6 protein-coding genes are annotated in these 14,290 nt (G+C 65.7%); 3 read left to right on the top strand and 3 right to left on the bottom strand.

What is annotated here, in order from left to right:
• The 3 genes from ABZU76_RS49015 to ABZU76_RS49025 form a co-directional block, all read left to right on the top strand.
• A partial coding sequence (locus ABZU76_RS49015) for a hypothetical protein (protein WP_354884592.1) occupies positions 1 to 371 on the top strand: 371 nt, incomplete at its 5' end.
• A 208-nt stretch (positions 372 to 579) separates the two neighbouring features.
• Positions 580 to 1,713 (top strand): pentapeptide repeat-containing protein, encoded by a 1,134-nt coding sequence (locus ABZU76_RS49020; protein WP_354884595.1) that lies wholly within the window; start codon positions 580 to 582, stop codon positions 1,711 to 1,713.
• A 176-nt stretch (positions 1,714 to 1,889) separates the two neighbouring features.
• Complete coding sequence (locus ABZU76_RS49025; protein ID WP_354884598.1) at positions 1,890 to 2,309, top strand: hypothetical protein; 420 nt, start codon at positions 1,890 to 1,892, stop codon at positions 2,307 to 2,309.
• A gap of 244 nt (positions 2,310 to 2,553) precedes the next feature.
• On the opposite strand, the gene ABZU76_RS49030 is transcribed toward ABZU76_RS49025, so the two are convergent.
• The 3 genes from ABZU76_RS49030 to ABZU76_RS49040 form a co-directional block, all read right to left on the bottom strand.
• The gene (locus ABZU76_RS49030; RefSeq protein WP_354884601.1) at positions 2,554 to 3,054 is read right to left on the bottom strand and encodes a hypothetical protein; all 501 of its coding nucleotides are present in this window, start codon (positions 3,052 to 3,054) and stop codon (positions 2,554 to 2,556) included.
• Positions 3,051 to 9,842: an RHS repeat-associated core domain-containing protein gene (locus tag ABZU76_RS49035; protein ID WP_354884603.1), complete on the bottom strand. Its 6,792-nt coding sequence runs from the start codon at positions 9,840 to 9,842 to the stop codon at positions 3,051 to 3,053. Before ABZU76_RS49035 ends, ABZU76_RS49030 begins: the two co-directional genes overlap by 4 nt.
• A gap of 99 nt (positions 9,843 to 9,941) precedes the next feature.
• A complete protein-coding gene (locus ABZU76_RS49040; protein ID WP_354884606.1) occupies positions 9,942 to 14,216 on the bottom strand; it encodes a LamG-like jellyroll fold domain-containing protein in 4,275 nt (1,424 codons plus the stop codon).
• Positions 14,217 to 14,290 lie beyond the last annotated feature (74 nt).

The following is a 14,290-nucleotide window of genomic DNA, read 5'->3' on the forward strand; positions in this document are numbered from 1 at the left end:
TCGCGAACGCCGCGCCCGCGGCGTCCGATCAGGTCTCCCAGGCGGCGGTGCCCGCTGCTAGCGCCCTGGCTGCCTGCGCGGGCCCGGTCTCGCCGGACGGGGGCGCGGGAGCCTGCTTCAACCCGACCGGGGAGCATCTGCTCAACTGCGACCTCCTCGCCGACGGCCACCACCCGGAGGTCTACTACTTCCGGTCAACCTCCCCCAACACCCTGCGCCACATCAGCGACGCACCCGAGGCCGGAAACTGCGTCGACCACAACCTGGCCGACATTCCCGAATCCGGCTGGATCGACGTCCAGGCATGCAACTACGAGGGCAACACCGAACTCAGCTGCAGCAACTTCGTGCGCGAGTACGCCGCAGGCTGAGCACCCACACCACGGCAAGGTCTGAACCACCACGAGGACCGGGAGCTCACCGCCACTGGACAGCGACGGTGAGCTCCCGCTGCACTCGCAGCACCCCGCTCGGCCTCAGGATCATGAACGTGCACCTTCGCCGACGCCCTCGCACTCGTCGCGCGACTCGTCGGCGGCGTGGTTGGCCCACGTCACCTCGACCTCGCCGGCGTGCCATGTGGACGACGAGCAACGGCCGCCCGAGGCCGTCGGCATGCCAGCCCGCCGGACGCCGGCCGCCCCGTTGGGTCGCGTCGCGATGACCTGGACTGCCGTCCTCCTCGCGCTCCTCACGATCGGCGCGGTGGTGGTCCTGTGGTGGCCGGCCACCAGGGGCCTCAACGGATCCGAGCTCGTCTCGGCCCGCTTCGACGGACTCAAGATCGGTCTCAGCATCGGCGTCGGCAGCGGTGGCGTCATCGCCCTGTACCTCTCGTGGCGTCGGCAACGCTCCACCGAAGCTGAACTGGACAATCGTGAACGCGCTCTCCAGCACCAGCAACAGGTCGCCGCAGACGCAAAGGGCCACCAGGAACGGCTCGCCGAGGACGCCCGCACCGACGCGATCGAACGGCGGATCACCGAGCTCTACACCAAAGCTGTCGAGCAACTCGGCTCGAACAAAGCCCCAGTTCGCCTGGGCGGGCTCTACGCGCTCGAACGTCTTGGCCAGAACAACCCGAGCCAGCGCTCCACCATCATCAACGTCATCTGTGCCTACCTGCGCATGCCTTTCGAGGTACCGATCGACGTGACAGGAGAACCCCTCGAAGACAACGGGGGCTACCGTGAGGAAGAACAGGTCCGGCGTACTGCACAGCGCATCTTCGGCTGGCACCGCATTCGGGGCGGCGCCAGCGAAAATCTGTGGGACGTGCAGCATGTCGACCTGGCCGGCGCCAACCTGGCAGGCGTTCGCTGGGCCGCAATCGATTTGGACGGTGCGGACCTCACCGGAGCAAACCTGACTGGCGCCGTGATCGTGAGTTCGAACCTGCGATCCACTTTCCTCCGGCGGGCCAACTTCACCGGTGCCCTCCTTGACCGAAGCGACTTCACCGACGCCGGCCTTGAGATGGCGAACTTCACAAATGCCAACTTGAAGGGAACCGACTTCACGCGTGCCCGCCTGCTACAGGCGAAATTCAAGAACGCAGACCTTGGCCGGGCGAAGCTGCAGCAGGCACTGTATGGAGCCAGTGCGGACTTCACCGACGTGCGTGGCGACCCAGATTTTCCCGACGACTTGAACGCGGTGCCGATACGTGTGAGTCCGGCCATCGTCCGCGAACCTGGTCACAAGAGCACGTGACCCGGGCCGCACAGATCACGAGATGGATCGCGGGACGGACGAGATCACCACCAGCCTCGACGACTCGACCGCCTGGCTGCGCTCCGACCCCGACGTCCACGACGCCCACAGTTTCGGGGACGCGGCAAGACCGCCACGGCACGCCCGATCACGACCAACGCCTCCTCCCGCTGCGTATGTTCACCACGGACGACGGCTACGGCGACGACAACCTCGTCTCCAAGGACGCCGACGTCTGCATGCGCATCCGCGGCCCGCTCGCCTCCACCATCCACGACTTACCCGACGGAGCCCAGGTCCACCTCATGCCCGAGCAACCACCCACCGGCACAGATTCCGGTGCCGACGGCACCCGGATCGCCTACGCCGAACTCGACGTCTTCGCCGACTACAACAGCTTCTTCGTCCAGGACGAAACCGCCCGCTTCGACCCCGACGACTGGACCATGCCGCTCGTCAACGACCTCATCGCCGGCGGCAACGGCGGCAGTCGCCATTGTGATGAGCGGATAGCCAGGCGCCGTTGCCTCTGCCGGACGACGGGTTCAAAATTCGCCGCAGAGCTCTCGCGGTGGTCCCCACCGTCGCACGCCTGATAGATCTGGCATCGCTATTCGTCTTGGTCCGGTGTCGTCGTAGATTCGCCGGTAGGGACGGAAACGTATCCGCAGGTCGTAGAGCCACACCGCGTTCAGGTTGCCGACCCAGTCAAAGCATGGAAACAAAGTCCCCGGATCGATCGCGTGCAGACTTTCGAGGCCCTCAACGTCGGAGAGCAGGTCGATCACGATCTCCTCGGCAAACGGTCCACCTCTCCAATCCATGTCGACGTGCCCATTATTAACTGCAGCCAAGTGAATTGAGACTCATTCGTGCTTCATGTCGTATTCGTCGCGTAGAACCGGATGAGCTTAAGAATTCGAGCACGCGTCGACTCGCGGTCGCCTTTGCAGCACGCAACTGAAGCCAGTGAGACCAATTCTTCGGCTCGAAGTCCTTATTAAACGAAGGATCCTCACCTGAAACGATTTTCTCCAGTATTGCCAAATCCCTCATACGCCCCTTGGCGAGCTCATGGTTATTACCCGCCGGCAAAGCATCAACGAAATCTCCGCGACTAACTTCAGGCGCAATCTCCAAGCATTTCAGGACAACCGATGTTGCAATAGACTCATCCGGCTCTCTTCTAATCAATGCCAACAGGGACTCTAGCGCGCCACCAGAGGATATCACCCGAGAATAGAGATCCCAACGAGAATGCCCGCTTTCAAAAGAAGTTTGACTTACTCCTGTCGCAGATGCAAGAGAACGCAAGTCATCTTCGAAGTCCTTCTCAATCACTGGCATCCTCTCAGATTGTTATTCCTATAGGCCTCCATACTCTTGCCGACAGCTTTTCGAATGGTGCCAATATTTCGATCCACTACTTGCTGCTGCTCTCGCGTGAGAACAAGGTCGGAGTTTAGAGGCTTTCCGTTCTGTCCAATCTGAATACCGTCCCCCTTGATTCCGGGACCGATAAGGTGGCCATGCGCAGGGCCGTGATCATTAGAGTAGATTTGAAATCGATATGATCCGTCCCTAAAAATTGTTCCACTAAAACTGTCGTCGTTATGCACCAGCACCGGTGTGGTGCCCGCAAGTACATAGTACGTGTGGGTGGTGTCGATGGTGAGGTTGTAGGTGCGGAAGCTGCTGCTGTAGCGGTGGAGGGTTTGGATGGTGGCGTGGTCGTCGCCGGGTGTGTCGAGCAGGTCGCCGGGGCCGAGGTTGGTGGCGTCGGTCCAGGTGTGGGTGGTGACGTCGTACCACAGGTGGTGTGCGGTGGAGGTGATCTTCTTCGGGCCGGCTGGGGTGGTGATGGTGACGTCGGTGAAGTCGCGGTCGGTGTCGGTGATGTGCAGGGCCGTGACGGTGTGGATCTCGGTGGTGCTGTCGTCGGGTTGGGCGTTGCGGACCTTGTCGCCGACCTTGACGTCCTCGATCGGCTTCTTCGACCCGTCGGCCATGAGCACTGGGGTGTCTCCGGCGAAGCTGTTGGCCGGGACCTCGCAGGATTCCGCAAGCTCTTCCTCGGCGGCTCGGCCTTCGGCCTCGACCCCGGCCTCGGCGAGGTGTTCACCGCCGACAACGGCGAGTTCGACACCTCTGGCCTCGGCACCACCGGGCACGAAAAAGATCCCGACCTCGGCAGCGCCCTTGAGACATCCGAGGACGTCAGGGTCGCGGAAACAGCCATCTACGACGTCTTTCGCACCGGAGTACTCGTAGAGAGCCTCGCCGACCTTCGCGAGGCCATGGCCGAGCCATGAGAAAAAGCCCCCTCCGCCGTCGCCATCGTCGGATCCGCCGCGCGATCCACCGCCTGATGCGCCGCGGGGCTTTTGTGCCGCCTGCTGGTGTCCGCCGGAGGGAGGGGTGCCGTGGTTGCCGGGAGGAGTGTGTCCGCTCGTCCAGCAGCCACACATGTTCGGATTGGCATTGCCGCAACCCCAGCCGCCGTTGCGGCAGGCGTCGCCGCCGTCGAGTTTGCCGTTGGGTTGGCGGCAGGCGCCGTCGGGTTGGAAAGGGCACAGGCCGGTGGGGTCGGTCAACCCGACCGGGTTGTCGTTGGCGTAGGAGTAGCCGTTCATCTGCTGCGGGCTATCGGTGTTGAGCACCGGGTCGACCGTGGTGAAACGTCCGGTCGAGGGGTCGTACTCACGCGCGCCGAGGTGCGTCAGACCGGTGGTGTTCTGGTATCCGCCCAGGTAGCCGTGCTTGTCCGGCCAAGTGGACGGGGCCGGGCCACGGGACACGCCGTAGGGGTCCTGCCGGCGTTGGGTGACGGCGAGGGTGTCGGCATTGACGGTGGCGTAGGTGGTGTTCTGAGTGTCGGTCATCGACCACGACAGGCCGGTCTTGAAATTGCGCTCGGCTACGGGCGCGCCGTTGAACGCGTAGAACCGGGTCCCGACCGTGCTGGAAGTCCCGGTCGCGCGAAACAGCTCCAGGTCGTTCATCGTCAGGGTGGTGCCGGTCGCGTCCTTGGTGAACAGGAGGTTGCCGTCGGCGTCGTAGGTGTAGCTGGAGACGTGGCCGCTGGCGTCGGTGGCGGTGGCGATGTGGCCTTCGGCGTCGTAGGTGAAGGTCTGTCGCGTGTCGCCGGTGCCCTGGGTGAGGGTGCGCCCGGCCGGGTCGTAGGTGTAGTCGGAGTGGGTGCTGCCGTTCGGGCCGGTGGTGTCCAGTGCCTGGATCGCGTGCGGCTGCGACTGCCCGGCGGCGGGGTAGGTCGAGGTCGCGGTGGTGTCGCCGGTGGCGCCGTGCTGGGTTTGGGTGAGGCGGTTACCGGTCGAGTCGTAGGTCCACGACGTCCAGTACGGGGCGGCGCCGCCGATGCCGGTGACGCTGGGGGTGGTGGCGCAGTTGCCGGACGCGGGTGTGAAGGCCTGCGTCACCCGCTGGAGATAGTCGTAGCTGAAGCACTGCGTATCAGCCGGCGCGTCTTGCGGCGTGTCGGCGATGGAGGTGGTGTTGCCGGCCGCGTCGTAGCTGTAGAAGCGGTTGGCGATCATGAAGTTCGTCGACGTGGCCCGCTCAGCCAGGGTCGTGGCCAGCCGGTTGGTGCCATCGGCGTAGGTGTGCGTGACCGCGATCTGATTGGGCAGAGTCGGATCCTGGTAGTTGGTCCGCAGAACCTGCCCATACGGGTTGTAATCGGTCTCGGAGACCAACTGGGTGCCGCCACCTCCGACGGCCTCCAAGGTGGTGGGGCTGTCCAGCGCGTCGTAGCCGGTGAGCATGGACTCGTCGGCCAAACCACCCGCGGCGGGGCTGCCGAAGGAGCGCAGGACGTCACTGAGATCGTCGTAGCGCCAGGAGAAGGAGTAGCTACCACCGAACCCGGTTTCGGTGATCGGGATGGTGTACCGGGAGCTGACGACCCGGCCCGCCGTGTCGTAAGCGGCGACGGTGTTGGTGTAGGTCTTGCCGCCGGCAAATCGGCTGGAGCTGGTGAGCTTGTTCTTCAGCACCGTGTCGTAGGTCCACGACGCCAGATTGGTCCCGCTGACAGTGCCTTGGTATTCGGCAGTTGCGCGGCCGAGGTTGTCGTAGGTGTAAGCCAGAGTGCGGCCGCTGGCATCGGTGCTGGACAGCATCCGGCCGTCGTTGTCGTAGGTGAAAGAACTGGCACCGGTGTCCGGGTCGGAGGCGGAAGCTTTCCGGCCGAGCAGGTCGTAGCTGCTCGTCCACGTGTTGTGGCCGGTGGCGTCGGTGGTCGAGGCGAGCTGGCCGTCTGGGGTGTAGGTGTAGCTGGTGACGTCAGCCGGGTCGCCGGGGTTGGTGTGAGCCGGGTCCTTGTACTGCGCCAGCTGGACTTTCTGCCCCAGGCCGTTGGTGATCACGCTGCTGACGGTGCCGCCCTGCGGCGGGATGGTGGTGGTGCGGTCACCGTCGTAGGCGGTGGTGGACCGCCACTGTTCCGTGCCGTACAGCTGATATGCCGACGCGGTCGCGCGTCCGGCACTGTCGAATGTGGACACCGTGGTGCTCGGGACGGTGTTGTCCGCGACCGCCAGCAGGGTCGTCCCCGGCCCGGAATCGCCGTTCCAGTAGGCGTCGTGCGTCTTCCACGGGCGGCCGTGGGAGTCGAAGAAGGTATCGGTGACGACCCGTCCGCCTTGCGCGTACGAGGTCGGCGCCTGGGTTTGCACGGTGCGGCCGAGCCCGTCGACCAGCGCGTAGCTGGTCGCGTACTGGCTGCTGGACAGCAACGTGTTCGTGGCGACGACGCTGGGCTGGGTGTTGCTGACCGTGTAGGTGTAGGTGGTTTTGGCCGGGGCGTTGGTGCTCTTGTTGTGTCCTGGTGGCCAGAGCGCGGTCAGCCGGCCCAGCGCGTCGTAGGTCGCGTCGGTGCGCAGCCCGCTGTTGTCGACCTCGCCGGTGGTGGCCCCGGTGATCGGATCCAGGTACCGGGTGGAGGTGAACTTGGTGGTGTCGGTGCCACTCACCTGGGGTGTGGTGGTCGCGACCTGGGTGAGGGGGCCGCCGGTCGCCGGGGTGAAGGCTGTGGTGGTGGTCAGGCCCAGGGCGTCGGTCGCGGACACCGCGCGGCCGTAGCTGTCGAAGTTGGTGAGGGTGGCTGGAGACAGGAAGTGCTCCGCGCCGCCTGCCGGCCAGGAATCGACCGTGTCGGTCTGGGTGACATCACCGACCGTGGGTGCGGCGCCGAAGGGCTGGTGGTCGAAGTAGGTCCGGGTGTCGGACACGATCGTGGCGCTGCTCGCGGGTGTGGCGCAGGTGCCGGACGTTGTCTGGACCTGGCTCACGTAGTTGATCAGGAACGCCGTGGTGTTCGAGTTGTACGTGGTGCGAGCGCAGGTGGCCTGGTTCGGATCGGCGATGTCGCCGTCGTCTTCGACCTGGTTGACCAGTCCGTAGTTCCCGAAGGTGGTGATCGTGCGGGTGGTGCGCCAGCTGTTGGTGGCGGCGATCCACGTGCGGGTCCGGGTGGTGCCGGCACCCGTGTAGAAGGCCTGGGTGCCGTTGGTGTTGGTCGCGTTCGGCGCGGAAATCCACGGGTCGTTGATCGTGTCGCCGATGACCGTGCCGCCGAGGTAGGTCAGGGACTCGCGGGTGAAGCTGGGCAGCGCGGTGCTGTCCGGGATGACTTCGCCGATGCTGTCGGTCACCGACGCGCTCCGCTTACCGCCGCCGGGCAGCGTGTCCCCGTCCATGCCGCGCAGGTACAGCGTCTGGGTGACTGTCGGGGGTCCGGATGGATCGCTGGTGGCCTGCCCCACGGTCGTCTTCACCGTGCCGTAGCCCCGCCACATCGACCAGGTGCGGTACTTCGGGTCGGAGAGGTAGTTCTCGTCGTAGTGCCAGGCACCGCCGCCAAGGTAGTCGTAGTGGGTCACGGTCTGCTGGGACAGAGCCGAGCCGGCGCCGCTGCTGCCGTCGATGCGGCCGTCCTCGGTGATGTCGGTGACCAAGTACTTGTTGAACCAGTCCAGCACCGGATCGGTCGCACCGCCCGGGGTCCAGTAGACCGGGTAACAGGCCAGCGTGTTCGTTTCCGGGACGGGCATGGTCATGCCGGGGGTGCACTGCGGGTCGGCGTACTTGACCGTGGTGACGCCGCCCTCCTCGTTGGTGACGGAGTCGATCCGGTTGCGGGTCAGCGCGGTGTAGTTGGTGCTCGGGTTGACGCGGTTCGCCAGGGCCTTCGGGTGGAAGGTCACCGGCGGCAGGCTGATCGAGCCGCCGGCCTTACCGGTCTGAGTAACCGAATCCAGCCACATCGCCGGACTGGACCCGTCGCCGCTCGCGGGGAACGACTGCGCCAATGACCACTGGCTCACGGTCTTCCAGCCGGTGCCGCCGTCGGTGACCTGCGTGCTGACCCCGGTGACCCGGCGGCGGGAGAAGAACGCCGGCGACACGTTGGGGCAGGCCGCGCCCTGTGCGCAGAGCTGGTCGGCGGGAACGTCGGGCCACGACGCCGCGTTGGCGGTGGTGAGCTGGGCCGGGTCACAGGTGATGGCGCCGCCGGGCACGCACCGTTCGGCCGTGTCGAACACGATCTGGTCGGGTGCGTGCGTGTACACGCCCGCGACCCGGGTGTTGAAGCCGTACTCGATGCGCTGCAGGTAGCCGCCCCGCACATAGGCAGTGCCGGCGCTGGTGGTATTCAGGTTGAGCCCGTAGTAGTTGGTCTCGGGCTGGTAGTACAACGTCGTGGCGTTGCCGTGCGGGTCGACCACGTAGTCAAGGTTCCAGCGCCACGCCTGCTGACACCACGACGCGGCGAACGTAGCCGCGTTGCAGGGTTCACCAGGGTTGTTGCCGAAGACCGGCTCCGTCCACGTGGACTGGGTTTCGAGGTTGCCGGCCTGCCAGCCCGGCAAGTGGTTGAGCCCGAAGAAGTACTGGGTACCGTCCACAGTGGTCAGCTTCCAGTGCTCACCGCCCTGCGCACCGTTGCTCGCCCCGGTCAGCTTCTCCACGCGGGAACCGTCGTCGGCCCTCAGGCGCCACGTGCCGGTGGCGGTGTCCTTCACCAGCTCGGTGGTCCGGCCCGCCAGCGACAACGTCGCGTTGTCGGTCGCCCAGCACAGGTCACCGGTCTTGGTCTGCCCGTTGTTGCCACCCAGATCATCGCCGCACGACTTGTACGACCGCTCGATGTACCCACCACCGCCCAGAGACCAGCCGTCACCGATCTCCGAAGCCTGGTTGTTCGTCGCCGACGTCAAGCCATCCACGCTGCCGGAGGAGTACTGCAACGACACCGACGGCGCCGCCGCACCCAGACCCGCCGGGGCCGAAAGCGGGTAGGAGTAGTTGAATTCACCCGAGGAAGTGCCGGCGGTCCACGAACCGGCCGGCGACAGCTTCGTCGCCTTAAAGTCCCCGCCGCCGCTGGAGGTGTCCGGCGTGGCCGCGAGCACCGTCGGCGTGGCGGACGACATCGGTGCAAGGGTGACTTCACCGGCGAGCTGCCCGGTCTTGGCGTCATTGGCCGACGCGACGGGTGTTCCCGTGCGGCACTCCGGCTTCTCGGGCGAGCTCACCACACAGGCCGGAAACTGTTCGAACCGCAGCCGGCTACCGAAGTCAGCACCATAGGCGCCCGCGAACGACCGGTAGTCCATGACGACCTCGACCGGTCCGGACGTATCGCCCGACACCGGGGCGACCTGCACCAGGGTGCCCCGGATTCCGGCCTTGTCGGCCACAGCGTGATCCACCGTGGTGACCTCGACCTTGGCTGCCTGGTGCTTCTGCGGCGCGGTTGCCGCCGTCGCGCTGTAGGCACCGGTGCGGCTGTCACGGCCGTGGCCGCGAGTCACCGACACCTGCTTCCCCGCAGCGACCCGCTTCGGCGACGCGGCACCTTGCGCGGTGGCCGGCAGATCCACTTGGACCTTGCCCGCGGCGGGCCAGTGCACCGTCGGAGCGGGCGCCGATGCCGGAGCTGACGGCGCACCGCCGGACAACGCCTTCACATCCTTGCCCGCCACCGAATGCTCGGCCTGCAGTGCGGGCAGATCCCATCCCAACCCGTGCCAGCCGGTCGGCGACGCGACCGCGTCCTGGCTCGACGCCAGCATGATCGCCGCGACGGCGACCGCCGTCGTGCGCACCCATCTCTTGATCCGAAAGCTCCGTCTCGAGACGGTCATGATGGTCATCACCCTTGTCTGCACAGGTGGAACATGAAGAGGAGGAAGGCCACTGCTCGGCTAGATGTTCCGGCGACCGAACGTCACGCCGGGGTCGTCCGTTTTGGCATCGTCGCGGATATCCTCGACCGTGCGAAGCCCCTGGTACACCCGCACCCCGGCCACACCGCCATACCACTGGTCGGAGCGTTGGCCGTTCCACACACCACGTCCGATGAACAGGTCACCGGTGCTGGCCCGGCTGGCGACACCCTGGCCACCGCTCGTACCCAGATAGGTGTTCTGCTTCACCCCGTTGACATAAAACGCCATCGTGCCGGTCGACGCGTCGTAGGTGGCCGACAGATGCACCCACTTGTTGTCGACCGCGTCGGCGTCACTGACCGCCCACCACGCTCCGGGGTCGGTCGGCGATGAGCTGATGAGCATTGTCCACTTGGGATGTGCGACACCGTTCGCATCCGGCAAAGGGTGATACCCGAGCAGCTCGGCGGAGAATTGCGGATCATCCATCCCCACCACGGCTCGCCCGTTCGGGTCGATCGCGCCGTGCGCGGCGACGTCATCGGCAGTCCAGGAGTGGTATGCCCACGCTTCGACGGTGTAGGACTTTTCCGTGCGCAGGTTTGCCGGCCGGCCCGCATCGATCTGTCCTGTCCCGGACCCGTCGAACCGCGCGGCACACGCGTTGTCGTTCGAAGCCAGGCTGACTCCGCCGGAACCGGCCCCGGTCGCTTTGCTGACCGTGTCGAAATACCGATCGCCGTACAAGCCAGCGACCTGGTCATCGGTCAGGACTTGGCCCCACACCTGAACCTGATCGACCGATCCCTTGAAGAAGTTTCCGACGCCGATGTTCGATCCGACCGTGAATGCACCCTCGGCGCTCCACACGGTGGGAACCGTGTTCTGCCCCTCGAGCTTCCCGTTGACGTACAACCGGACGCGCATCGACGCCTGGTCGAAGACACCGGTCAACATGGTCCATACTCCGGCCTGCGGCGCCTCGCTGCCCAGTGCCCAGTGGTAGTTGTCGACGGTGTCGTCATCGGCCGTAGTCATCCCGAAGACCCACCGGTTGACGTCGGGCGAGTACCGCAGCTGGTACGCCGCCGTGTGCTCACCACCCTGGGTGAACAGCGTGTAATAGCCGTTCGGGTCGTCCAGCTTGGCCCACGCGGACACGGTGAACGACCGCGCCGTGTCCACCGCCGGTGCCGCGGTGCCGTCGCCGGTGGAGCCATCGAAGTGGACAGCGCCCGCAGCCTGACCAGTCGTCCAGCCATAACCCCCGTTGAGGGTCATGGTGTTGCCGAACGTGGAGGTGTCGTTGGCCGTGCTGCCCGTTCCGTCATCGAGAGCCCAGCTGCTCTGCAGCGACGGGACAGTCGTCTTGAGGAAATCGGTGCAACCTTCCGCGAGACCGTATTTCGCGAGCGGCACCGCGGCGTTGGCCAGATCGTGTGCGTCCTGCGCGGACAGCACCCGTTGCCACGACTGCACGTCGTCCACCTGACCGGCGAGGAAGTCGGTCCGGGCCCCGTTGTGCTTGCCCGCGCCGATCACCAGGTTCCCGGTGGCGGCCCAACTCGTGATGACATTGGTGGCCTGCTTGACGCCATCGACGTAGAGCGTCATCGTCCCCGTCGAAGCGTCGTACGTGCCGGCCACATGAGTCCAGACCCCGAGCACCGGGGGCTTCGTCGACTTCGCTCGGACCACGCCGGCGTTGGCCTGGTCGGCAGACAGCATGCTGAACGCCCACGCGTTGTCGTCCTTCGAGTACTGCAGATAGAACCCGCTGCCCTGGCTCCCGTCCTGAGAGATCACAGTCTGGAAACCGTTGGTATTGGCCAGTTTCACCCACGCGCCCACACTGAACGACGTCGTCGTGTCCAGCACCGGACCGCTGGTGGTGACATAGCCACTCGAGCCGTCCAGGGTCAGCGCGCCCTTGGTGCCTTCGCTGTAGCCACTGGCGTCGGGGTGGGTCCAGGCGTTGCCGTGGTCGTAGCCAGCGACCCAGCCACCACCCGCGATCAGGCTCGCGGTGTGCACGGCCAGGCCGTCGTTGTTCGGCGTGGTGTTCGCGGTGTCGGCCAGAACCCGACCACCCATCTCATCCAGCGGCCACGCCCCCACCAGACCGACAGCCGGGGAGTAAGGCTGCACATGGAAGGAACAGGTCGCAGCGTCGAGGTTGCCGCTGGTCACGCAGGTGGCGTCCGGGCCTGGCGTCCCGGCCTTGTTCACCGCCTTGACCTTGATCAAGTTCTGGTTGCCGTTGATCGCCAACGCAGACAGGTCAGCCGTGGCGACCAGATTGCCGCTCACATCCGTGCTTTGGGTCGCGGTGACGCTGGGCGAGCCCTGCGGCTGCGGCTCGGAACCATCGGTGGTGTAGATGAAACGGGCGATGTCATAGAACCCTGCTGTGGCCATGCCCACCGACACACCGAAATGCACGCTGTCGTTCTGATGCTCGGGCGCCGTGCCGGTCATGCTCACCGACGGGGCCTGCGGCACCGCCGAGTCGACAGTGAACTCGCAATTGCCCACCCAGGGCGACGACAGCTGGCCGTCGCTGACCTGCATCGACCAGTTGTACACGCCGTCTGCCGTGATCCACCCGGCCGGGACGGCCGCCAACTGCGCGGTCGCCGCCTGGTTCGGGCCCGGCGTACCGACCGTCACGGGCGTGGCGCTGTTGTCGTGGACGTTGGTGCTGCTGCCCGCAGTACCGGCGCCCACCTTGAACCCGGCCAGCAGCGTACCACCGTCGGGGTCGGACACCGACCCGGCCAGCTGCGGCGTCTTCGTGGCCACCCACGGCCGGTTCACGCCCTGGACGCACTTCCCCGTGCCGCTCTGCATCGACAGGTTCGTCGGCGAGTTCGGGTAGGAGTCGTAGTCCACCTGGAAATACGGGTTCAAATCGAATCGGCGCCACGCGTCGGTGGTGCCCTCGTCATGGGCCGCAAGGACGAACCACGCGCTCTGCCAGTGGTTCGCTGCCGCGTCCTGCGCCGCCCGCAGCGCGTCGAACTCGCCGGCGACGTTCGGCGCGTCGTGGCAGTTCGCCACGTTCATGTCCGACACCCAGTACGGCCAGCTCGGCTGCTGGTTCCACGTCGTGCCACTGTTGGCGGGGTTCGAAATCCACAAGCCGGTCGGCGCAGGAGTACAGCTGTAGCTGTGTTGAATCGTGGTGTTCAGGGTCGCGGACTTGATCACCGTGCCGCCCAGGCGGGAAGTGTTCATCTGGATGTACGACCGGGATTTCCCCGCACTGTCGTAATCCTCGTACCCGGCCTTCAAGTTCGACAGGTCCCCTGTGGACGCGTTCCAGTTGTGCGCGTTCGGGAACCCTGACTGCACCACGACGTGCGACTGGATACCACAGGACGTGCACCAGTTGTCCGGGTCCAGCGACACCGGGTACTTCGTCTTCGGGTCGGCTAGGAACGCTTCGTCCGGACTGATCGTCACCTTGTCCGCAGTGAGCGTAAAGTCCATCACCGCTTCACGTCGGCCGCCGCCTTCGCCGAGTTGCTGCTCAGCCGGGGAACCTTCACCCGACGAGTCCCACATCCTCGACGCATCACCCGCGAAAACGACATCGCCACTGGAGTTCTTGACCTCGAGACCGTCCGTGGGCGCTGCCTGAGCCGGAGTACCTCGCCCATCGCCTTCGGCCACGGAAACGGTGGCGTTCTGGGTGTACAACCCGAACGGCACGTCCCGCAGCTGGGGATTCTGCGCCGCCTCGGGAGTCTTGATGACGAGATTCTCGGTGTACCCCTCGGTCGCCGCCTTGACCGTCAGGTCGACTCCCGGAAGAACCTCGGAGTAAGTAACAGTGTCCCCGGACAGAGTCGGCTCCGGCAGGTCACTGGTCCATTTCAGACCGACCGCGGTGCCGTCTTCCCCCGCCTGGACAATGGGTTTCGCCGCGGAACCAGCTCCGCCCGGGTTGAGGCTGACGTCCACCGCGACGGCCTTCGGACCGATCGAACCGTCGGGTCTTCGCTCGAGCGTCGTGTCGATCGGCGTCCAGCTTGCACCCTGCTTGACCCGCACGGGGTTCGTGTACTCAGTCAACGTCCACGAACCGTCGGGGTTCGCGACCGTCTTGGATGTCTCCGTGGTCTCGGACGAGACCTCGACCTGCTTGTCACCCGCCCGGGCGTACACCGTCGCCGTCGCTTCATCCGGCGCGGAATCGGGGACGTTCGCGGTTGAAGCCGCGAGAACCGGCTGTACCAAAGCCACAGAGCTCAACACGACCGCAGCCGTCACGACAACAGCGCGCCAGCGCACACCAACAGAACGCACGAAATTCCCCTCGCCAAGAGCACCAGCCAACCTGCTGGGCCCCCGACGAACCCGAGATCACTTTGCCAAACAGC

Source organism: Amycolatopsis sp. NPDC005232, from assembly GCF_040607795.1.
In the GTDB taxonomy this organism is placed as follows: domain Bacteria; phylum Actinomycetota; class Actinomycetes; order Mycobacteriales; family Pseudonocardiaceae; genus Amycolatopsis.

Coding starts and splice junctions, on each gene's coding strand:
- ABZU76_RS49025 (WP_354884598.1), top strand. CDS start 1,890: ATGTTCACCACGGACGACGGCTACGGCGACGACAACCTCGTCTCCAAG.